The organism is Cupriavidus sp. SK-3 (assembly GCF_000611145.1).
GTDB lineage: Bacteria > Pseudomonadota > Gammaproteobacteria > Burkholderiales > Burkholderiaceae > Cupriavidus.
The window spans coordinates 1-20,809 of the sequence record NZ_JFJV02000256.1 but is presented as its reverse complement, the minus strand read 5'-3'; the positions used below and the strand labels follow the sequence as shown (position 1 = coordinate 20,809).

Annotated in this window: 19 protein-coding genes; 17 read left to right on the top strand and 2 right to left on the bottom strand. The window is 59.5% G+C overall.

Annotated elements, in window-relative coordinates; genetic code table 11:
- Positions 1–70 precede the first annotated feature (70 nt).
- Positions 71–1,288: a CaiB/BaiF CoA transferase family protein gene (locus CF70_RS26760; RefSeq protein ID WP_035872096.1), complete on the bottom strand. Its 1,218-nt coding sequence runs from the start codon at positions 1,286–1,288 to the stop codon at positions 71–73.
- A 633-nt stretch (positions 1,289–1,921) separates the two neighbouring features.
- On the opposite strand from CF70_RS26760, the gene CF70_RS26755 reads away from it, so the two are divergent.
- The 17 genes from CF70_RS26755 (at position 1,922) to CF70_RS26680 (ending at position 20,116) form a co-directional block, all read left to right on the top strand.
- Positions 1,922–2,344: a hypothetical protein gene (locus CF70_RS26755; RefSeq protein ID WP_152561926.1), complete on the top strand. Its 423-nt coding sequence runs from the start codon at positions 1,922–1,924 to the stop codon at positions 2,342–2,344.
- Positions 2,345–2,576: 232 nt separating this feature from the next.
- Positions 2,577–3,011, top strand: a complete 435-nt coding sequence (locus tag CF70_RS26750; protein ID WP_035872233.1) for a hypothetical protein — start codon at positions 2,577–2,579, stop codon at positions 3,009–3,011.
- A gap of 292 nt (positions 3,012–3,303) precedes the next feature.
- A complete protein-coding gene (locus CF70_RS26745; RefSeq protein WP_035872091.1) occupies positions 3,304–4,377 on the top strand; it encodes an alpha/beta fold hydrolase in 1,074 nt (357 codons plus the stop codon).
- A gap of 235 nt (positions 4,378–4,612) precedes the next feature.
- Positions 4,613–5,413 (top strand): NAD-binding protein, encoded by an 801-nt coding sequence (locus CF70_RS26740; protein WP_200876816.1) that lies wholly within the window; start codon positions 4,613–4,615, stop codon positions 5,411–5,413.
- Positions 5,410–7,131, top strand: coding sequence for a SulP family inorganic anion transporter (locus CF70_RS26735; RefSeq protein WP_035872088.1), 1,722 nt, complete (start codon positions 5,410–5,412; stop codon positions 7,129–7,131). Before CF70_RS26740 ends, CF70_RS26735 begins: the two co-directional genes overlap by 4 nt.
- A 43-nt stretch (positions 7,132–7,174) precedes the next feature.
- Entirely contained in the window at positions 7,175–8,629 is a 1,455-nt protein-coding gene (locus tag CF70_RS26730) for a DUF2252 domain-containing protein (RefSeq protein WP_235185226.1), read from the top strand.
- A 197-nt stretch (positions 8,630–8,826) separates the two neighbouring features.
- Entirely contained in the window at positions 8,827–9,273 is a 447-nt protein-coding gene (locus CF70_RS26725) for a MarR family winged helix-turn-helix transcriptional regulator (protein ID WP_035872086.1), read from the top strand.
- A 56-nt stretch (positions 9,274–9,329) separates the two neighbouring features.
- The gene (locus tag CF70_RS26720; RefSeq protein ID WP_035872083.1) at positions 9,330–10,583 is read left to right on the top strand and encodes a M20 family metallopeptidase; all 1,254 of its coding nucleotides are present in this window, start codon (positions 9,330–9,332) and stop codon (positions 10,581–10,583) included.
- A gap of 11 nt (positions 10,584–10,594) precedes the next feature.
- Positions 10,595–11,239, top strand: a complete 645-nt coding sequence (locus tag CF70_RS26715; RefSeq protein ID WP_035872080.1) for a trimeric intracellular cation channel family protein — start codon at positions 10,595–10,597, stop codon at positions 11,237–11,239.
- A 912-nt stretch (positions 11,240–12,151) separates the two neighbouring features.
- Positions 12,152–12,955 (top strand): cyclase family protein, encoded by an 804-nt coding sequence (locus CF70_RS26710; protein ID WP_051649060.1) that lies wholly within the window; start codon positions 12,152–12,154, stop codon positions 12,953–12,955.
- 66 nt (positions 12,956–13,021) lie between these two features.
- Positions 13,022–13,711, top strand: a complete 690-nt coding sequence (locus tag CF70_RS26705) for a TetR/AcrR family transcriptional regulator (protein WP_035872077.1) — start codon at positions 13,022–13,024, stop codon at positions 13,709–13,711.
- 74 nt (positions 13,712–13,785) lie between these two features.
- Positions 13,786–15,024 (top strand): thiolase family protein, encoded by a 1,239-nt coding sequence (locus CF70_RS26700; protein WP_035872071.1) that lies wholly within the window; start codon positions 13,786–13,788, stop codon positions 15,022–15,024.
- On the top strand, positions 15,021–16,616 hold the full coding sequence (locus tag CF70_RS26695) for an AMP-binding protein (RefSeq protein ID WP_035872069.1): 1,596 nt from the start codon (positions 15,021–15,023) through the stop codon (positions 16,614–16,616). Before CF70_RS26700 ends, CF70_RS26695 begins: the two co-directional genes overlap by 4 nt.
- 87 nt (positions 16,617–16,703) lie before the next feature.
- Positions 16,704–17,732, top strand: coding sequence for a porin (locus CF70_RS35335; protein WP_081862375.1), 1,029 nt, complete (start codon positions 16,704–16,706; stop codon positions 17,730–17,732).
- 34 nt (positions 17,733–17,766) lie between these two features.
- Positions 17,767–18,729 (top strand): Bug family tripartite tricarboxylate transporter substrate binding protein, encoded by a 963-nt coding sequence (locus CF70_RS34260; RefSeq protein WP_081862374.1) that lies wholly within the window; start codon positions 17,767–17,769, stop codon positions 18,727–18,729.
- Between the two features lie 52 nt (positions 18,730–18,781).
- Positions 18,782–19,777 carry a fumarylacetoacetate hydrolase family protein gene (locus CF70_RS26685; RefSeq protein WP_035872067.1) on the top strand — a complete coding sequence of 332 codons (996 nt, stop codon included), beginning with the start codon at positions 18,782–18,784 and terminating at the stop codon, positions 19,775–19,777.
- A gap of 75 nt (positions 19,778–19,852) precedes the next feature.
- Complete coding sequence (locus tag CF70_RS26680) at positions 19,853–20,116, top strand: hypothetical protein (protein WP_152561925.1); 264 nt, start codon at positions 19,853–19,855, stop codon at positions 20,114–20,116.
- A gap of 2 nt (positions 20,117–20,118) precedes the next feature.
- Here the strand turns inward: CF70_RS26680 and CF70_RS26675 are convergent, their stop codons facing one another.
- Positions 20,119–20,610 carry an LEA type 2 family protein gene (locus CF70_RS26675; RefSeq protein WP_051649056.1) on the bottom strand — a complete coding sequence of 164 codons (492 nt, stop codon included), beginning with the start codon at positions 20,608–20,610 and terminating at the stop codon, positions 20,119–20,121.
- Positions 20,611–20,809: the final 199 nt, after the last annotated feature.

Sequence of the window (20,809 nt, the reverse complement as noted above, 5' to 3'; positions counted from 1 at the left end):
ACGTCTTTTACGTCTTTTACGTCTTTTACGTTCACGTTTGCACGCATGCTCTCTGTCTCCATGTCTCCGCCTATGCCTTCACCGGTCCGCGCGTAGCACCCGCAGCCATCATCCTGTCGATCTGCGCATCGTCATAGCCGGCCTCGCGCAACACCTCGCGGCTATGCTCCCCCAGCCCCGGCGCGTGGCGCTGGCTCCCAGGCGGCGTGCCCGACCACTCGCTCGGCACCGCCATCTCCCGGATGCGGCCGACGCCGGGGTGGTCCGTCTCGCGGAAGAAGCCGATATCGCGCAGATGCGGATCGTCGAGCAGCGTCTCGAACGTGTGCATGGGGAACACCGGGATATCGGCTTCCTTTAGCAGCACGCGCCACTCCTCCGTGGTCCGTTTGACCATCTCGTCGCTGACCATCGCGTAGAGCTCGGTGATGTGCGCCGTGCGCGTGGTGATACTGGCGAAACGGGGATCGGCGTCGAACAACCCGGCCTTGCCGATCGCCTTGAGGAAGGTGCGCCAGTGATGGTCGTGGTAGATCAGGCAGCACACATGGCCGTCGCGCGTCCGGTACGGCCGGCGCTCCGGCGACAACAGGCGCGGATAGCCGAAGCCGCCCCGGGCCGGCACGAAGGTCTCGCCGTACAGGTGGTCGCCCAGCACATAGGGCACCATGGTCTCGAACATCGGTACATCCACGCGCTGGCCCTTGCCCGTGCGAGCCTGCGCGTAGAGCGCGGCGCAAATCACGCCGAAGGCGTAGAGGCCCACCGAGCGGTCGGCGATGGTGATCGGGAGATAGCGCGGGATGTCGCCGCTGCCCATCGCCACCGCCTGCGGCAAACCGCTGGCGGCCTGGATCAGGTCGTCGAACGCGGCCTGCGGCGCATAGCGCCCGCGTTGCGAAAAACCGAACATGCCAACATAGACCAGGCGCGGATTCAGCGCCGACAGGGTTTCATAGTCCAGCCCCAGCCGCTGCATGGCCTGCGGCCGGACGTTATAGGCCAGCACATCGGCGTCCTTCACCAACCGCAGCAAGGCTTCACGCCCGTCCGCCGATTTCAGGTCCAGCACGATGCTGCGCTTGTTGCGGTTCAGGCCCAGGTAGAGCGGCCCCATCTTCTCGTCGCCGCAAGGCCCGATGCCGCGCGTGACATCGCCCTCGGGCGGCTCCACCTTGATCACATCGGCGCCCAGGTCGCCCAGCATCTGGGTGGCCGAGGGGCCCATGAAAACCGCCGTGATGTCTACCACCTTGACCCCGGACAGGGCGCCTGCCGTCATTGCCATCGTCTCCTCCAACCCGCTGTATTAGTTCTATTAATAGAACTATAGGACAAGGCAACGGACCGGACAAGGACGAAGCGGGTGCACCGGCCATGACAGCGACCGCAACGACGGCCCGATGGATGCCATGCAATGCCGTCCGATCATTGACGCAAAGGCGCCCAGGGCAGCCAACCGAGGAAAGCCTCTAAATGCTTGACAACGCAATCAGTCTTGTGCTGAAACCCGACTTTTTTTGGGTCGTGTTATCCACAAATGCTGTGGATAACAGGGGGTTCGCTTCCCGCTAACCGGCATGCTGCCGCCAATCCGTTCGGACTGCCTAATGTTTCAGCAACTTGAAGAATTTGTGGCATATTCGTGGCTGCGACGCCGGCACCCACCCTTGCGGTGTTCGACGATAGAACATTCCCGCTTCCTTTTTTCCGCTTTTCTTCCCTTCCTTTTCGCTTCCGCTCTGCCTCGCGCGCGCGCCCGGGACACCTGCCCCGGCGTCCGGGATCGCTCCCGGCCCCTTTGGACCCTGACCGGGACTCTCGCCTCATGGTTTGCGCACGGTCCGCGGCCGACAATACCTGCTCGCCTTGCGCTTGCACCGCCGCACCGTGCGATGCCGTTGAAGGAGGAGTCGGAGTCATGGATCACTTGGGTCACTTGCGGTTTCGGGACACCCACCGGCCATACACCCACTGCACGGCGCACGCCCGGCAGTCTGTGCGCCTGCCAGGTGGCCTGACGGCAGATGGCGCCGCCGCATCGCTCGTGATTGGCGGAACTGTCCTGGTGCTCTATGCGCTGTACTGCGAGGCCGGCACGTGGGACACGCTGCTCGCGGCGGCGAGCCGGGTGGTCCGCGACCATGACATGCCGGTTCGGGACCTGGGCCGGGCGCTGTCGCTGGCGCGTTCCCTGCGCGGGCAGGCGGCGGTGGAACCGGCGCCGTGGCCCCTGGCCGCGCAGGCCCTGTGGCACGACGTCAAGGCACGCGCGGATGCATTGCCCGGCATCGGCACGGGGTACGCGCAGCGGCTTGTCCTGCTCCTGGCCTGCCTGCACTGAGGCTGCCCCGGGACCAGCGAAGGAGGCAAAAGGAAAGCGGAAAGGAACACGGGAATCTGTCATGCGCAGCGCGCCGCGCCAGGGATGGGATGGCTGCCGGTTCACCTCGCGCATATCGCCGTTGCACGGTCAGGGCGGTCACGTGCAGCCAGGTGCCACCGAGGTGATTGCCCATAGGAAGGACTTGCCGGATATGGCAACGCCAGGACCGGCACGCCTGATGGAGACCGATATGCATTTGTATCTTGCCAAGACCCTGCTCACCGGTGCCGCGTTGGCTGCCGGCCTTCTCACCACAGCCCAGGCCAACGCGGGCGTGCGTGACCTGGCTGCGGGCACCGCACCCGCGCACACCGGCCAGCGAGACGCCTTTACCGACGGGGCGCGCATGGGCCAGCGAGACGCCTTCACCGACGGGGCACGCTCCGGACAAGCCGGGGGCACGCCCCTGGCAACGCTCGGCCGCCAGGGATTTTCAGCCTGCGCGTCCCGCCCCTTCGATCCCTATCAGGACGGCATGCGCAGCGGGCCTCGCGACCCCTACTCCGATGGCGGGCGCACCGGTCCGCGCGACGCATTCAGCGACGGTGCGCGCACCGGCCAGGCCGATCCTTACGCCAGCGGCACGGAATGCCTGTCCGCCCTGCAACCCATGGGCGCGGCATGACGGCGCACCATCGCCATAGCCCGAGATAAGCGCTGGCGACAAAGCCGGCTCACAACAAGGAGTGGTCGTCATGCGTGGTCGTCATGCGTGGCCCCCAAAGGCCCCACGGCATCAAGCCGCGCGTGACACCACCGGCGGAAAAGGCGTGCCCGGCACCTGCCGGCAAACACGGTACCCACGGTACCTTCACGCAGGATTTCCTTTGCTAAGCTAGGTGAAGCACGCGGTGCACCGTACGCGGCAGCCGTGCTTTGGCCTGTCGCGCCGGCTACTCCCGCCCGCGTGAACGCCCATGCCCACGCGCAAGCAACAGATTCGCCTTTGCACCAGCCCGGATGGCGTGCGCCTCGCTTACGCCATCAGCGGCCAGGGCCCGCCGCTGGTCAAGGCGGCGAACTGGATGAGCCACCTGGAGTTCGATGTCGAGAGCCCTGTGTGGAGCCACCTTCTCAACGAACTATCGCATTGCCACACGCTGGTGCGCTATGACGAACGCGGCTGCGGCTTGTCCGACCGCGATGTCGAGTTGTCTTTCGACGCCTGGCTGCAGGACCTGGAAACCATTGTCGAAGCCACCGGCGTCGATCACTTCCCGCTGCTGGGTATCTCGCAAGGCGCATCGATCGCGGTCGCCTACGCGGTGGCGCATCCCGGGCGGGTCAGCCACCTGATCCTGCATGGCGGCTATGCGCGCGGCAGGCTCAAGCGGGCGCTCGACCCTCGCCTGCGGGAAGAGGCCGAGCTGATGAACCGGCTCGCCGAGATCGGCTGGGGCCAGGAGAACCCCGCCTTCCGCCAGTTCTTCACGACGCAGTTCATCCCCGGCGGCAGCGCCGAGCAGCATCGCTGGTTCAACGAACTGGAGCGCGTGTCGACCTCGCCCGCCAACGCGGCGCGCTTTATGCGCATCTTCAACGAAATCGATGTGGTGTCCCAACTCAGCCAGGTATCCTGCCCCACCCTGGTGCTGCACGCCGTGCGCGATGCGCGCGTGCCCTTCGACGAGGGCCGGCTGATTGCCAGCCTGATTCCCGGCGCGCGCTTTGTCCCGCTGGAAAGCGATAACCACCTGCTGCTGGAAACCGAGCCGGCATGGCAGCGCTGGCTCGACGAGGTGCATGCGTTCCTGCCCGCCACCCCGCCCAGCGCGGACCTTGTCTTCACCGTGCTGACCCGGCGCGAGCGGGACATCGTGGAGCTGATCGCGCAAGGCCGCGACAATGCGCAGATCGCGGCGCATCTTGGCCTTAGCGAGAAGACGGTGCGCAACCACATCACCAGTGTGTTCTCCAAGCTTGAAGTGGAAAATCGCGCGCAGGCGATCGTGCTGGCCCGCACGTCCGGCTTTGGCCAACTGGGCGCTTAGCGTGGCCTCCGGCGTGCCGCATTGGACCAAAGTCCCATTGTACTCACCGGGCAAAGTGACATCATTCAATCTATTCGGGTCGAATTCCCCGCCGCCTGCGGCGTGGCCCGGTTGGAAGAGCGCCGTTTTGGAGAGTGCAGCCATTCCCGCCATTCCCGCCATTCCCGACGGTTTGCCTCCGAGAGTTTGATTCGAACGTAGCCGGACGATCTCTTCAACCGATACGCGAGGGACGATGTGGATCTACCGTGTCGATGAACCCCGCCTTGGCGTAATACGTGTACGCGAATGGCGACGCCGTGCGCTCCACTCGATCAGCTTGCTCGTGCTCGTAATGATGGCGGCCGCAACGGGCCTGGCGCTGCTCGACGAGTCAAATACCCCGATCACGACTAAAGCCTTCAATGCTTTGTGGAACGGCGTCAACCTCGTCACGACACTTGGCGATTTTTCCGAATTCGACGAGCGCCAGAAGCAATTCATGCTGCTGGCCATGTTTGCCACGATGCTGGTCGGCGGCTTCGCGGTGGCAAGGCTCACCGGGATATTGTCGGGCGACGACGTGATGAGCTACCGGGAGAACAGAGTCATGGAACGCAAGCTCGAAAATCTCACTCACCATGTCGTTGTCGCTGGCTACAGACCAGTCGGCGAACTGGTTGCCGCTCACTTGCGCGCCGCCGGCGAAACGGTGCTGGTGCTGGTCGCCGATGCAAGCCTTGCCGACAAGGCTGCCGAACAAGGGTACCTGGTCGTGCTCGGCGAACCCGGCGTGTTCGACGATGTGCTCAAACGCGCGCGCCTCGAACACGCCAGGGCGCTGGTGGTGACGCCGGCCGACGCAGATAGCAATCTGGCGATCACATTGCTGGCGCACACGATCAATCCGAAGCTCAGGATTGCAGTGCCCGGGGAAAACAGGATGCGAAAGGTATTGCTGGAAAGCGCCGGCGCATCCGATGTCGTGATCGCGAACGAGCTGGTTGCGAACGCGCTGGTAGGACAGCTCGGCATCCATCGCGAGGCATCGACATGAAACCTACCGATCCGAAAGAGACAGGTTCTTCCCGGCTGCCTTTCCTGCGTGGGCTTCTACCCTTTAACCGAGCCCAGTTCCCGCACGACGTTGTCGCCGGCGTTACCCTCGCTGCGCTTGGCATCCCGGAGGTGATGGGCTACACGAAGATTGCTGGCACCCCCGCCGTTACAGGCCTCTATACGATCCTGCTGCCGCTCATCGCATTTGCGTTGCTCGGTGGCTCGCGCCACTTGGTCGCCGCTGCCGATTCTGCGACCGCGGCCATTCTCGCCGGCACGCTGGTGACGGTTGCCGCGTTTGGCAGTCCAGAGTATGTGGGCCTGACCAGCACAGTGGCACTTACAGTAGCGGCCATGCTGGTGCTAGCGCGCATCTTTCGCCTCGGTTTTCTTGCCGACTTTCTGTCGCGTAGTGCGCTCATCGGCTTTCTGACGGGCGTCGGTCTGCAAGTCGCGATAGGCGAGCTGGCGGGGTTGATCGGCCTGCCGAAGGAGGGGCACGGGCCAGTGGGCCAGATCGCATCGGTGGTTCAGCGCCTGGCGGACACGCACTATGCGACGCTGGTACTTTCCGTGGCAGTGCTCGCCGTGATTATCGGGTTCGAGCGCCTGGCACCGCGCATTCCCGGCGCGCTCATCGCCGTGGTCGGGGCCATCGCAGCCAGTGCTGCCTTCAATTTCACGCAGCACGGCATCGCCGTCATCGGCAACGTGCCGAGCGGCTTGCCATCGTTGTCCGTACCGGCGTTGCACCTGGCACATATCGATCAGGTGCTGGCGACCTCCGCGTCATGCTTTATTGTCATCCTTGCGCAGAGCGTCGCGACCGCACGCGCGTACGCCAACCGCTACAACGAGCGCGTGGACGCCAATCTCGATATTGTCGGCCTCGCGGGCGCAAACGCGGCCGCGGCGGTGACCGGTACGTTCGTGGTGAATGGCAGCCCGACCAAGACGGAGATGGTGGACTCCGCCGGCGGGCGGAGCCAGGTCGCACACCTGACCACCGCGGCGATCGTGCTGCTGGTGCTGCTCTTTCTGACCAGGCCGCTCAGCTTCATGCCTTCTGCCGTGCTCTCGGCGATTGTTTTTCTGATCGGCGTGAAGCTGGTCGATCTGAAAGGCATGAAAGAACTGTACCGTCTTCAAAAGGATGAGTTCTTCCTTGCTTTGATCACCGCCGCCGTGGTCGTGTTCGTCGATGTCAAGCACGGCATCATCGTCGCGGTGTTTCTCTCGTTCATCGACCATGCGCGCCACAGCTACCGGCTACGCACGCGTGTGCTGACGCGAGACGCGGCCGGGAGGTGGCAGGCACATCCAGTGGCGCCCCAACTGTTTGCGGCACCGGGGATTGTGGTCTACCGGTTCGAGGCCGACATTTTCTATGCAAACGCCGGCCGCTTCATGGAAGAAGTACTGAAGCTGGTGGAGAATGCGAATCCGCCGGTGCGCTGGCTTGTGGTCGACGCGTCCGAAGTCAGCAACATCGACTATACAGCCGGCAAGATGCTGCTCCAGTTGGGCGAAGAACTCTCCCGGCGCGGTATTGGCATCGCGTCGGTAGCGGTACCTGATGGGGTACGGGCAGAACTTGAGCGCTATCGCAAATTCGCAGGAGAGGCGGGGCGTCAGGAGATCTTTGCGACGGTCGATGCCGCAGTCGACGCGTTGCGCGATGCCGCACCGCCCCCCCCGCGGCCGGCGGCAGCCTGACGCAAGGCGGTTGAAGCGGACTTGTCCGAGTGAAGGAGTCGCCGTGCCTAACACCAGTGACACCAAACCAGGCATGGCGTCTGGTGAGCACCCCATTCCGAGGCGGGAAGGTGTTGGCGACCTCTCCAGCGAGTTTCGCGGCCGAGGTTCGCGTGCGGCACGGATTGACGCCGGCAAAGCGGCCCGGCAGCGGGTTCCGCGTGCCGAACTCGCGGTCTGCGCACGCATGGAGCGCGACCCGATTGCCCTGCTCAAGGCAGGCGATGCCGGACGATTGCCGAACCTCGTACCGATCCGCTACGGCCGCATGGTGGCGAGTCCGTTCGCGTTCTATCGCGGCGCGGCCGCCGTCATGGCGCACGATCTGTCCACGTTGCCCCGCACGGACGTCATAGTTCAGCTTGGCGGCGACGCGCATCTGGCCAACTTTGGTCTGTTTGCCAGCCCGGAGCGGCGCGTCCTGTTCGGTCCGAACGATTTCGACGAAACACTGCCCGGACCGTTCGACTGGGATATCCGGCGGCTTGCCACGTCGTTCGTGGTTGCCGCGCGCGAACGGGGCTTCGGCGCGCGCGTGCAGCGCGATGTCGTGCGCCGGTTGTGCTCCACGTTCCGGCAACGCATCGCCGATTTCAGTGCAATGGACACCCTTGACGTATGGTATTTCCAGTTTTCAGCAGAGAATATGCTGGCGATTGCCGACACGCCGCAGAATCGCAAGAAGGAGCAGGCCGTCATCAGCAAGGCGAGAAGCCAGTCGTCTCGTACAGTGGCAAGCCACACGACCGAGCTTGTAAATGGCAGATTGCGCATCAAGGATGAGCCGCCGCTGGTTTACCACACTTCCGCAGCCAATCCTAAAGAAGCCCGGCAGCTCGAGAAGGAGATGCGCCACTTTCTCGCCGAGTATCGAGACACGCTGCTCGCGGATCGGCGCGCGCTGTTCGACCGCTACGAATTGGTGGATGCCGCGGTACGGGTCGTTGGCGTGGGGTCGGTAGGCACCCGCTGTTATGTCGCGCTGTTCATGGCAGACGGGAAAAGCCCGCTGTTCCTGCAGGTCAAGGAGGCGCAGCCTTCGGTGCTGGAAAAATATCTGCCAGCGAGCGAATTTGCCAACCATGGCGAGCGCGTGGTGACAGGGCAGCGCCTGCTGCAATCGGCCAGCGACATTTTCCTCGGGTGGTCGAAGTCGCGCGTCACAGGGATCGATTTTTACGTGCGCCAGTTGCGCGACATGAAGGGAGCATTCGATTTCAGCACCTTTGAGCCCGAAGATCTCAGCGAATACGCGGTGTCTTGCGGCCATGCACTTGCGCACGCGATGGCAAAGGCTGGTGACCCTGCGGTGATTTGCGGGTACCTCGGCAAATCCGGTGCGTTCGACGAAGCGATCGGGCAATTCTCGCTCGCATATGCCGAGCAGAACGAGGCCGACTGGTCGGCGCTGAAGGCAGCAGTAAAGGCGGGCCAGATCGACGCATTACATAACGCATGAGCGCTGCTGCCGAAGGGCGCAAGATTGAGAGAGATCAACTGGGCAGCTACCCAGCAGCGAATGCCGCCATCAACGATCGCTCCTTGTCGAGCGGCCGACGCTCAATCGGACCGGTTTGGTGGCCGCGGAGGGTCGCCGGCCCGCGGCTTCGATGCCTGGATATGCGCGCAAGGCACGCCCCCAACCGTGGAGCGGTGGTGTACTCGGACTTCCTGGCTTTCAAGCTCAACCTGACCAGCGCACTGCTGATTGATCGCGCGAATGTGGCCTACCGCGAGCGCTGGAATCTCGATGTGCGCGCGCTGCGCGTGCTGCGCCTCGTGTGCGCTGAGCCGGACACGACACCCAAGGAGGTGTCGCGGCGTACGCTGGTCGAGAAGACGCTGCTCTCCAAAGTTCTTGCCGAGCTGGATACACGGGGGTTGATCAGTCGGAACACGCATCCGTCGGATCGGCGCAGTGTCATGCTGCGCGCGACGGCGGATGGTTTCGAGGTTGCGCGGGCGTCGGGGGTGTTGGGATTGGCACTGGAGGTCGAACCGGCCAAGGCGCTGACGGCTGGCGAGCGTAAAAATCTGGAGCGACTGCTGGATAAGCTGTCGAACAGCCTGTTGAGCGGCGAGTCACCTGCCGCGCCCGATTGATTGCGTCGCCATGCAGCGCCGATTGCAGCCTACGCGGTAACGACGAGGAGTCTTCCATGTCGAATTGGATCGAAGCGATGGGAAGCGCAATCGACGCGCTTCTGCCGGAGCTGGATGCGATCTACAAGGATCTGCATCAGCATCCGGAGTTGTCCATGCAGGAGGTCCGCACGGCATCGATCGTGGCGGACTATGTCGCCAAACTCGGCTACGAGGTGACGCGCAACGTCGGCGTCACCGGCGTCGTTGCCGTGCTGCGCAATGGCGAGGGCCCCACGGTGATGCTGCGCGCCGACATGGATGCGCTGCCGATGGTGGAAGCTACCGGACTGCCCTATGCCAGCACGGTCAAGATGACCGATGAGGACGGCATCGAGGTCGGCGTGGCGCATTCTTGCGGGCACGACCTGCACGTCACGTGGCTGATGGGCGTGGCGTGCCTCATGGCCGCGCATCGTGATGCGTGGCACGGTACGCTGCTTGCGGTGTTCCAGCCCGGTGAGGAGGTGGGCCGCGGCGCGCGCAGCATGGTCGACGACGGCATGATGTCCCGCTTCCCGAAGCCCGACGTCATCCTCGGTCAGCACGTGATGGTCGGCCCCGCGGGCACGGTAGGCTACCGGTCCGGCACGATCCTCTCGGCAGGTGACAGCCTGAAGGTCCGGCTGTTCGGGCGCGGGTCACACGGCTCGCAACCGCAGACGTCGATTGACCCTGTCATCATGGCCGCGTCGACCACGTTGCGCCTGCAGACGATTGTTTCACGTGAGATCTCGCCGCGGGAGAGCGCCGTGCTGACGGTCGGTGCGCTGCAGGCCGGCACGAAAGAGAACATCATTCCCGACGACGCGACCCTCAAGCTCAATATGCGCACCTTCGACGAGGACGTGCGCGAATACATGCTGGGCGCGATCCGTCGCATCTGCTGCGCCGAGTGCATGGCGTCGAATGCGCCGCGCGAGCCGGAGTTCACGACGCTCAGTAGCTACCCCCTGACAGTCAACGACAGCGCCACCACGCAACGACTGCAAGTGGCGTTCGACGCGTGGTTCGGTGAGCGGGCCTACGAGACACAACCGGCCGCCGCGAGCGAGGACTTCAGCGTGTTCGGCCGCGAATGGAACGTGCCGTATGCCTTCTGGTTCGTTGGCGGCACGGACGCCGAAATCTATGCGAAGGCGAAAGCAGCGAAGAAACTCAACACGCTCCCAAGCAACCACTCGCCCCAGTTCGCGCCGACGCTCGACCCGACACTGCGTACAGGCCTCGAAGCCATGCTGTGCGCAGCCGGGGCCTGGCTCGTCCATTAAGGCAGATCATCGTGAATTCCCACGCGGTCTACACCTTCCTCGACCTGGTCGGCACCTTCGCATTCGCCATCAGCGGCGCCGTTGCCGCGCGACAGAGGCGGCTTGATCTGTTCGGCATCGCTTCGATCGCGTTCATGGTGGCATGCGGCGGCGGCATCGTGCGCGATGTCTGCATCGGTGCTATCCCGCCCGCCGGCCTCTCGAACTGGCACTATCTGGCCACCACTCTGTCTGCGTGCGTGTTCACGATCCTCGCGTATCCGCAGGTCCGCCGCCTGCGCCAGCCTGTGCTGCTCTTCGATGCGATCGGGCTCGGCCTGTTCGCCGTATCGGGCGCGCAAAAGTCGCTCGCTTATGGCCATAGCGCGGAGCTCGCGATCCTGCTGGGCATCGTGAGCGCGGTCGGCGGCGGCGTGATGCGCGACGTGCTTCTCTCGCGCGTGCCAGCCATACTCGAGCGCGAGATCTACGCGTCCGCCGCGCTGCTTGGTGCGGCGGTGCAGGTCGGCTTATCCTACGCGGGCTGGACGGCCTGGTGGATGCCGTGGTTCGCTACGCTCGCATGCGTTATCGTACGGCTGGCGTCGCTCTATTTCGGCTGGCGCCTGCCGGCGTTTGCAGGACGGCGAGCGACCTTGGCTCGTGATAGTCAATGACTGGCAGATGGCTTGCTGCCGTGAAGCACTCTGACTTGATGCAGCGCATCGATGCCTGCGGCTTCCTGGCCATGACGACCGATTCAACCTCTCTGCCCGAGATCCGATGCCAGCCGTCGCCCAGCAGTCGGCTCCAGGGGATGTACCCGTCAAGGTCCACCTCCGGTCAACTGAGGGGTGAGCGCTGGACGGCTCTTCCTGTTAAGGATTGTTTGATGTCTGCCCTCGTCTGCAGGACTGTGAGAGGGAGCGGCGCGTGTGGGCAGGCGTCGAACAATCCTCGAGGGAGGAAACCGCGGGGTGCAGCGATGCGGCGTGCTGGGCTATGGCGATTGAAGCGTTTGCTCGATCAGCAGAGCCAGTGGATGTCGGAGGAAGCGTGGCTTGAGGGCGCTTAGCGTGGCCTCCGGCGTGCCATGCGATCCGGCACCAACGCCAGGCTGGCACAGCGATACTTCGGGACGTGCTCGGTACTTTTGCCGGGACGACGTGTCAGCAATCGGAATTCGTCAGACTGCGTTTTCCGAAAAATCAATGACTTGACGGCGAATTCCGTCGCTGCCCGGCCGTCTTGGGAGTCATATCAGCTGGACTGCGCTGACGAGAAGCGCGAATTCGCTGGACTGCTCCTCGGCGGCTGCTCACTGTCTCTGGCCGACCCGTCGCGGCCGTATGTGGCGGCGGTCGACGATGACTACTCCTGCACCGTAACGGGCCGTTTTCGCCAGTGTCCTAGTCCTCGAAGCCAAGTGGCGTGCGGGACACAATGTGTTCCCAAACGATGTCACTAGGGAAAACGCCCAAGGAATCGAGGGTTGACCTCTGCCCGTCCGCTCCGTACCATTGGCGTGAGTAACAATGTTACTGTATCCATAGCTTGGCGCATAGCTGAGCAATTTCGGAGAATATCAGATGCAGCTTGTTGACCTGACGGGTACTATCGATCCGGCGGATCGGGATCGCTTGCCCGAGCCAATGCGTGGTACGCCAATTGCGAATGTCTTCGCCCCCAGAATCGAATATCACGCGCCTAACGCTGCCGGGAAGGATATTTTCTGTGCGGCACTTGGATGTACGCATGCCGACTTGCCGGATGGGGAGGGATGGGGGTCAGAAGTGTTGCTGGAATTGTCATCACATTGCGGCACTCACGTTGATGCACCTCTTCACAGCGGGTCGCTTTGCGAAGGGCGAACCTCCAGAACAATTGACGAAATCGATCTGAACGAGCTTTTCCTGCCGGGTGTAGTGTTTGACGTTCGTGAGTATGTGGTTCCAGGGCAAGCAATCACCAGCGAGATGCTGGACAAGGCGCAACAAGAGGCCGGCGTTGATGATGTACATGGTCATGCAGTACTCATCCGCACGGGCCAGGAACGGTTTAGCATCTCTGATCCGGAGTACTTCAACTACCCTGGCATGACTTGGGAAAGCACCCTGCATCTTACCGAGCGTGGTGTTCGCGCTCTAGGGACCGATGCCGTTGGATGGGACCGCCCTTTTCCAGTCATGAGCGCCGATTTTAAGCGGACTGGAAACAAGCGACTCCTGTGGGATGCCCACAAGGCCATCACCGTTAAAGAAGCGTTTATCATTCAGAAACTGGTCAATCTCGCCTCCTTGCCGGCGCGCGGCTTTCATGTGGGCTTGTTCCCGCTAAAGCTCGCACGATGCAGCGCTGCTCCTGCACGGGTGATCGGCTTCGTCCCGAATTGACGTAATGCACCAGGGGTGCTGGGACCTATTCCCTTGAGAGACAACTGATAATCACCCGCAAACATCATGAGTAAGGTAACGAAGTTGCAACGCGACACGAAGCTCACAAAGCAAATTGCCGGCAGCGTCCGTGAGCCAAATTGTGCGCATTCAGACTCCTATCCAATCCCCCTGGATGTTAGCGAACGGTTATCGCCGGTGGTGTTGAACATATATTCGGATGGCGATTTCCACCGCGCTGACATGCGGTCCATCGCGAAGGAAGCGGGAATGAGTTTCAACACCATCTACCGCTATTTCGGTGATAAAGAGTCTCTGCTATTTTGGTTCATAAATGATTGGTTCAGAGAACTTTATCCTCATGCCGTTGCTCCGTTGGCTGAATGCCAATCAATAAAAGAAGGAATGCGAGAGTCTCTAAGACGGCATTTCGAGTTCTACGAACGTCATCCCAAAGTCGGCAGAATCGTCTTCTTGACCGTTCCTCTCGAGCGCTGGATGAGAGATGCGACCTACCATCAGCATGAGGTTATGCAGATCTTCCTAAAGTCTATTAGTGACGGCCAAGTACGCAACGAAGTCCGTTCGGATATTTCAGCCTTGTCGATCCTCGATGCATTCGCGGGCATGCTGAACAGAACGTTCGTCATGTGGGAGTATCGTCGCAGAAAATACTCATTGATTGAAAAGACAGAGGAGATTTTTTCGATTATATGGGGAGGCATTGGCTCCAGCCCGGCTCTTGTCGAAACGTAATTTTACGACGTTCTGTCCCCCTCTTTATAACCACCGAGTAACAATGTTACTATGAATCGAAAAGAGCTTTATTCATGAATCGAGTATATATAGCCGGGGCGGGAATGACTGCCTTCGGAAAGCATCTTGACAGAGGTCTGAAATCATTGGCTTCCGAAGCCATTTCGGCTGCGTTGAGTGACGCGGGGCTGTCCAAAGACGCGATTCAGGCGGCCTACATGGGAAACGCGGCCGCAGGCGTGATGACGGGGCAAGTGTTGGTCCCTGGACAGGTTGTACTTCGAGGCATGGGTCTCGGGCGCATTCCAGTTGTCAATATTGAGAATGCATGTGCCACGTCCGCCTCTGCATTCCAGCAGGCCGTTACGATGATCGAACTGGGTGCCTACGATGTTGTATTGGTGGCTGGCTTCGAAAAATTGTATAGCGAAGACAAGCATAAGACGTTTTCAGTCTTCCAGGGTGCGGTCGACGTGGAGTCAATGGACGACGTCCTGGCATCGCTCGCCAAAAATATCAAAGAAACCGGCTCGGAAGCCGACCTTGCCGGAGCCGGTACGACTCGATCTCTCTTCATGGATATCTACGCGGCGATGGCACGTAAGTATTCGAAAGAGACTGGTGCCACCGCCAGGCACTTCGCAATGGTATCGGCAAAAAATTCAAGGCACGGCAGTTTGAATCCTAAAGCCCAGTTCCGGGAAGTATTGACTGTGGAGGAGGTGCTCGCTGCACCAATGGTAGTAGCTCCATTGACGCGACCCATGTGTTCGCCTATCGGTGATGGAGCGGCGGCCCTAGTACTCGTCTCCGAGAAAAAAGCGAAGGAGATCGGACTGCGAAAACGTGTGCGGGTACTGTCGTCCGTTGCCGCTACTGGCTGGGACTACCAGGACGGCGAGGAAAAGCTCGTCCCGTATACGGTGAGGAACGCATACGAAAAAGCCGCCATCGAACCCGGTGACATTGACGTAGTTGAGTTGCACGATGCTGGGGCGCCAGCGGAGCTCATCTACTACGAGTATCTGGGCCTTGCAAGACCCGGTGCGGGGATCGAATTGATTGAAAGTGGCGCGACGGAACTCGGCGGTCGCATCCCGGTTAACCCCTCCGGTGGACTGCTTCGAAAAGGGCATCCCATCGGTGCTTCTGGATGCGCTCAACTCGTTGAGCTATTCGATCAGCTATTGGGACGTGCGGAAGCTCGCCAGGTCGACGGCGCGCGTACTGCCGTCGCAGAAAATGGTGGGGGCTGGATTGGCGACGACGCAGCGACCATCGTGGTATCTGTTTTGCAGAGAGAAGACCAATGAAACACCTAGAGGTGACCATCCTCGATGTGATCCGCCGCAGGGCATTCGAAACTCCCGATTCTGTCGCATTGATATTTGAAGGGGCGGAGACGGTCGTCGACGTAGAAGTCACGTATGCCGCATTGTGGGATCGGATTCAAGCCGTCGGCCGCGGCCTCAAACATAACGGATTAGCACCGGGTGACAGGTGTGCAACGTTAATAGCAAATCATCTCGAGTTCATCGAGTTGCTATTCGCGTGTAGTCTGATTGGCGTTACGCTAGTGCCAATCGATCCTCGAACGCGTGGGGAAAAACTCGCGTTCATGCTGGCCCAGGTCAACGCGTCTGTATTGGTGTCGGCCGATTATTCGCTTCCACAGGTTCTTGAAGTACTGGACAAGTCGCCCTCGCTTACCTTTATTGCGGTCCTTGCCACCGGTGAAAATATTTTCACCGGGTCCTGGAACGAATCAATAAGAGATTTCGCCGATTTTTATCGTGATGGTGACGAGATCGTGCATCAGATCGATCCGGACAATCCGATGGAAATTCTCTTTACATCGGGAACAACCGGCGATCCAAAGGGTATCGTAATGACCCATCGGCGCTACATCAGTACGTCAAGGGCAGCTTTTAATCATTTTGGATACGTGGAGTCGGATCGCCTTTACACAGGCTTATCGCTTACGCATGCCAACGCGCAAATCGCAACTCTCGGTGCCGGGATTGTAGGTGGACTATCCATCGTGATCTCGCGTCGGTTCACGAAGACCCGCCTCTGGGATATTACCCGTCGCTTCACATGCACTTCTTTTACTTTGCTCGGCGGGATGACTACAGCGGTATATGCAGAGCCTGCTCGCAGTGACGATGCGGCGAATCCAGTTCGCCTGGTGGTCTCCGCAGGTATGCCCGAGTCGATCTGGCGCAGATTCGAGTCGCGCTTTGGCGTACAAGTTCTTGAGTTCTATGGCGCGGCGGAAGGTGGCCTCGCAGTGAATCCTCCGGGAGTTGGCCCTGTAGGGAGTTGTGGGCGCCTCGGAAATGACTTTATTGCAAGGATCGTGGACGAGGCTGGAGAGCCGGTAGTGCCGGGAGCCTTGGGCGAACTGCTCATTGGGCGGGCAGATGGCACGCCTATCGTAGTCGAATATATTGGCGCGCCAGAAGCGTCAAAGCGCAAATGTGCGGATGGATGGCTGCACATGGGAGATATTGTTCGCAAAGATCCTGACGGATGGCTATTCTTTTCGCACCGAAAAGGTGGTGGGATTAGAAAGAATGGTGATTTTGTCAATACCGCGTTCATCGAGCGAGTAATTGCCGATTCAGGACTTGTGGACGACGTTTATGTCTACGGCATAGACGCCGCGTCAAAAGCACCTGGAGAAAAGGATATTGTTGCCGCTGTCGTGCCATCCCGCATCATTCGATTCGATTTGCAAAAGCTTATCAGCATTTGCCGCAATATGCTCGAGGCGAATCTCGTTCCAACTTACATTCACATTATGGAGAGTATCCATAAAACTGCCTCGGAAAAACCGCAGGACAGGTTCCTGATTGGGGATTTCGAAAGTCAACCGCAGAACGTATTTCTTATTGAAAAATAGGGTCGTTTATCCGCGATTGAATTCATTAAAAATACAAAAACATGCGGCAAGAAATTCGTAGTTAAAACTCAAAAAACTGGATGAGACATGATTAATAAATATGGCCGCCGTAGCGGCCGGGAAGCACTCGCCTTGGCGATTCTTCTGGCTGCAGCGACCCCTGTCAACGCGGCCAGCCAAGTCTATGGCATTGCGGACGGCTACTTTGGCACGGTTAAGCCAAGTGGGGCCAGCGGCAGTGTAGTTGGCATCGGCAGCGGTGGAATGTCGTTGTCATTTTGGGGACTCGCAGGAAGTGAGGATCTTGGGAATGGTCTGAAGGCAAACTTCCGCTTGGAAGGCTTCTACCAGATCGATACAGGAGCATCCGGGAGATCTGCCGCAGACAGTCTTCTGTCCCGGAACGCCTACGTTGGCATTGAGGGAAGGGGCGGAGAGGTGCGCATCGGCCGGCTATCCAACCCTACCTACTTGGCGACCGCCCAGTTTGATCCATTTGGAGGTTCGACGGTGTTCTCCCCGGTAATGAACCCCCTTTGGGTTCCATCGTTCGGGCGATACATCGCTAGCGACACCGCCTGGAGCAATGCCGTCGGCTACTACACCCCCGAGTATGCTGGTGTGTCTGGTCGCTTCGTCTATAGCCTTGGCGAGGTTAGCGGCACCAACGCCTCGAACAATGCCGTCGCCATGTTGTATTTGGACCGCGGTCCGCTTACTGCAACCATCTCTTTTCAACGAACTCGCGTAGGCCCAGGACTGCCGACGGGAAGTTGGGCGCAGAGCGTCTTGGTAGCAGGCGCAGCATATGACTTTGGCTGGATCAAGCCAATATTGCAATATGACGCGACACGCGCGAGCGGCATTACGTTTAGAACGGATACGTTCATGGTTGGCGCGAATATTCCATTTTTGGTCGGAAAAATTGCGCTTGGCGTAACGCAAACCAACGTTCGCTCTTCCACCCAAGCAGACGTTCGCCGACGCGATGCTGCGGTTGGGTACAGTTATCCGCTGTCAAAGCGTACTGATCTTTACGGAAACGTGCTCTATGACAAGCTAAGCAATTTCGGCAGCGGAATTACGGCTGGTATCGGTATGCGACATAAGTTTTGATTTTTCAAGAACACGGTTTTTTGAGGATTTTAAAATGAATTTTCGTGGATTTTTTTTGTTCACATTTGCGTTATTTTCGTCCGCCACGCTGGCCCAGTCATCAGCCTGGCTGCCGTCAAAAACTGTTCGAGTTGTGGTTCCTGCTTCCGCCGGATCTGCGCCGGATATTTTCGCGAGAATCTATGCAAGTGAGCTGCAGAAAGCGCTAGGGCGGCCTGTCGTTGTCGACAACAAGCCTGGTGCCTCTGGAATAATCGGAACGGAAAATGTCGCGAAAGCCGATCCAGACGGTAGCACGATTCTTTTTGGCTACAATCAACTTGTCACGATCAACCCGTATCTTTATCCAAAATTGCCATTTAACGTAAGGCGCGATTTAAAGCCTATCTCAATAGTTTTGGCGGGGTCATATGTTCTCGTCGCGAATAATGATTTGCCTGTCCGCAATTTGGATGATGTCATCAAACTCGCGAAAAGTAAGCCGGGAGCGCTCAACTACGGCAGCAGTGGAAACGGGAGCATGATGCATCTGGGCACAATGTTGATTGAGCAGGCCACGAAAATTCAACTTAATCATGTGCCTTATAAGCAAGCCGCCATTAACGATCTGGCGGCAGGACACATCCAATTGTTGATGGAGCCTGCGGCCACCGCCATTCCTCAAATTAAGGCAGGGAAGGTCAGAGCGATTGCGGTGACCGGATTGAAGCGGCTTGCCGCTCTTCCGGATGTGCCGGCAATATCCGAGACGTTGCCAAATTATGATCTGGCCGGTTGGAACGCATTTTGGGTGCCTGGAAACACGGAAAATAGCATTATTCAAAGATATCAGCAAGAGATCAATAGAATTAACCAAATGCCGATCATTAAGAATCGCGCAATAGATCTCGGTTATTCTCCTGTCTCAATTAACTCGCAAGAAATGATTGCAAAAATCAACAAAGAATCTGACGTCTGGGCTCGATTGATCAAGGACAACCATATTCAACTTGATTGATCGAGATCGCGGGACAGCCCGGCCAACAAGCTACCTTTAAGGAGATACAAGCGTGAAACTTGGAACTGTTGACAATTGGACGCGGGATGGTGCTCTCGCTTTGGCAGACACGAATTCAGGCCAAGCAATAGTTGTTTCGCACATCGTTGGCACGATGCAAGAAGCCCTCGATTCTTGGTCGAAGTATTCGGAGCCTCTGCATGCAGAGTATCGACGCTTGCAGGAAGGAAAGCTGAGCACAACAGTGCCCATCAGCGAGTTGCGATGGCGCGCACCGTTACCGCGAGCATATCAGTTGCTCGACGGCGGCGGATACAGGCCGCATTTGGAGCTCGGCTTTAGCATGCGAAAACAGAGTTTTCCTGAAGAAATGGCTGAAAAGCCCAGCTTCTATCAGAGCGTTTCCGACTCAATCCTGGGCCCAACGGAAGACTTCATTCTCGGCACTGACGAACTAGGTACGGACTTCGAGGCCGAACTGGTGGTCGTGACTGACGACGTCAAGCAAATGGCAACGAAGGCCGAAGGCGCAAATGGAATTCTGTTGATTGGGCTTATGAACGACATTAGTCTTCGCCTTACTCAAAGGGTGGAGCACGCGAGAGGTTTCGGCTTTTATCACTGTAAGCCTAAAAAAACACTCGCGCCGTTCTTGGTTACGCCGGATGAACTTGGTGAGCATTGGATCAACTTCAAAGTTTCACTTCCAGTGGAAGTCAAGTGGAATGGCGAGGTGTTTGGTTCCCCAGACGGGGCTGAGCACATGATGTTTGATTTCGCGACGCTGGTTTCGGAGGCCTCGCGCCATCGAAGACTCGCCGCGGGCACAATTATTGGCGGAGGCACCGTCGCCACCTATGACCGGGACACTTTTGGCCAATGCTGCATTCTCGAGCGCCGTGCACTGGACATCTTGGAGTTCGGTGAGGAAAGAACGTCGTGGTTAAAGCCTGACGATCGGGTTCGGATCGAAGTCAGAATGCCGGATGGATCCACTGTGTTCGGCGCGATCGACCAGGTTTATCGTGTCACGCCTTGGGGGCACTAAGGTAACCATGCGCTGGCGATGGGCTCGCGGATGTGCGGTCCGGGCAGATTGATACGCTGAGATGCGGAATCTCCAATGCCACCAACGACTTACGGCATAGGAAAAATGGCACTGCGGCTTTCGCAAGTCATTGATATAGCGGAAAATTTTCCCTTCAATCGTATCAATTTGCCCGGAAAGGACGATTACCCCTACATCGCGACGCGTCCTAATCGCGCAGGCTCAGTGAATAGGCCACGTACCAGCGCACGCACAGACACTATTGCGACGGAACCCCGCGAAGTGCATGCGCTGGACGAGGAAGTCGAAGGCGAGTCGCTGGTGCAGGAACCCGCCTGAGGTCACGGGCTCATCATGCCTTCAGGCAGCGAGAGCTTGCCCTGGTCTGTGAAACGGGTGCCGCCGCCCATTCCGCCCGCCAACCGTCCGTGGACCTCGTATGGGATGTTGCCCTCCTTCGCGCCACCGACGAAGGCGAAAGCCTGGCGCACGGCGGCGAATGCAGGCACCGTCAACGGCACATCGATCACCGTTTCGCCGAACCGGGGCACGACCCCGCTCTGGTCGCTGACGCCGCTGGCAAAGGATTGACCATTCAGATCCAGTTGCAGCGACACCCCGCTGAACTCGATTGGCGAGTCATTGGGATTCTGGATGCGCAACTTGACGTTGAAGCGCATCTCCAACCCTTCGCCTGCCATCGGATCGATGCCTGCCACGGTGACCCGCAGCGGTTCCTGACCGGGCAGCGCCGCGCAGCCGCCGAGCCAGGCGAGAATGCAAAGCCAGATGAAATAAAGGCAAATTGAGCGCCGTGTATCAGTAGCTGGCATGGCAAGCACCTCGTCCGAAGAGTCTGCGGGTGCGGATTAGTGTAGTAATTTTCTCGCTTGCCTGGGTTGCGTGATCGCAAAACAACAAAACCGGAGTAGCAAGGCGTGCGGCAGAAGCCTGGGTGTCTTCGGTCGTTCGCAGATTGGGGGTGTATGACCGAAAGTGGCCGGAGGACTAAACCGCTCGCGCGGTAACCCT

Excerpts from the sequence above, each read along its gene's own strand:
- CF70_RS26760 (WP_035872096.1), bottom strand. The coding sequence starts at position 1,288 with ATGGCAATGACGGCAGGCGCCCTGTCCGGGGTCAAGGTGGTAGACATC.
- CF70_RS26755 (WP_152561926.1), top strand. The coding sequence starts at position 1,922 with ATGGATCACTTGGGTCACTTGCGGTTTCGGGACACCCACCGGCCATAC.
- CF70_RS26750 (WP_035872233.1), top strand. The coding sequence starts at position 2,577 with ATGCATTTGTATCTTGCCAAGACCCTGCTCACCGGTGCCGCGTTGGCT.
- CF70_RS26745 (WP_035872091.1), top strand. The coding sequence starts at position 3,304 with ATGCCCACGCGCAAGCAACAGATTCGCCTTTGCACCAGCCCGGATGGC.
- CF70_RS26740 (WP_200876816.1), top strand. The coding sequence starts at position 4,613 with ATGTGGATCTACCGTGTCGATGAACCCCGCCTTGGCGTAATACGTGTA.
- CF70_RS26735 (WP_035872088.1), top strand. The coding sequence starts at position 5,410 with ATGAAACCTACCGATCCGAAAGAGACAGGTTCTTCCCGGCTGCCTTTC.
- CF70_RS26720 (WP_035872083.1), top strand. The coding sequence starts at position 9,330 with ATGTCGAATTGGATCGAAGCGATGGGAAGCGCAATCGACGCGCTTCTG.
- CF70_RS26710 (WP_051649060.1), top strand. The coding sequence starts at position 12,152 with ATGCAGCTTGTTGACCTGACGGGTACTATCGATCCGGCGGATCGGGAT.
- CF70_RS26705 (WP_035872077.1), top strand. The coding sequence starts at position 13,022 with ATGAGTAAGGTAACGAAGTTGCAACGCGACACGAAGCTCACAAAGCAA.
- CF70_RS26700 (WP_035872071.1), top strand. The coding sequence starts at position 13,786 with ATGAATCGAGTATATATAGCCGGGGCGGGAATGACTGCCTTCGGAAAG.
- CF70_RS26695 (WP_035872069.1), top strand. The coding sequence starts at position 15,021 with ATGAAACACCTAGAGGTGACCATCCTCGATGTGATCCGCCGCAGGGCA.
- CF70_RS35335 (WP_081862375.1), top strand. The coding sequence starts at position 16,704 with ATGATTAATAAATATGGCCGCCGTAGCGGCCGGGAAGCACTCGCCTTG.
- CF70_RS34260 (WP_081862374.1), top strand. The coding sequence starts at position 17,767 with ATGAATTTTCGTGGATTTTTTTTGTTCACATTTGCGTTATTTTCGTCC.
- CF70_RS26680 (WP_152561925.1), top strand. The coding sequence starts at position 19,853 with ATGCCACCAACGACTTACGGCATAGGAAAAATGGCACTGCGGCTTTCG.
- CF70_RS26675 (WP_051649056.1), bottom strand. The coding sequence starts at position 20,610 with ATGCCAGCTACTGATACACGGCGCTCAATTTGCCTTTATTTCATCTGG.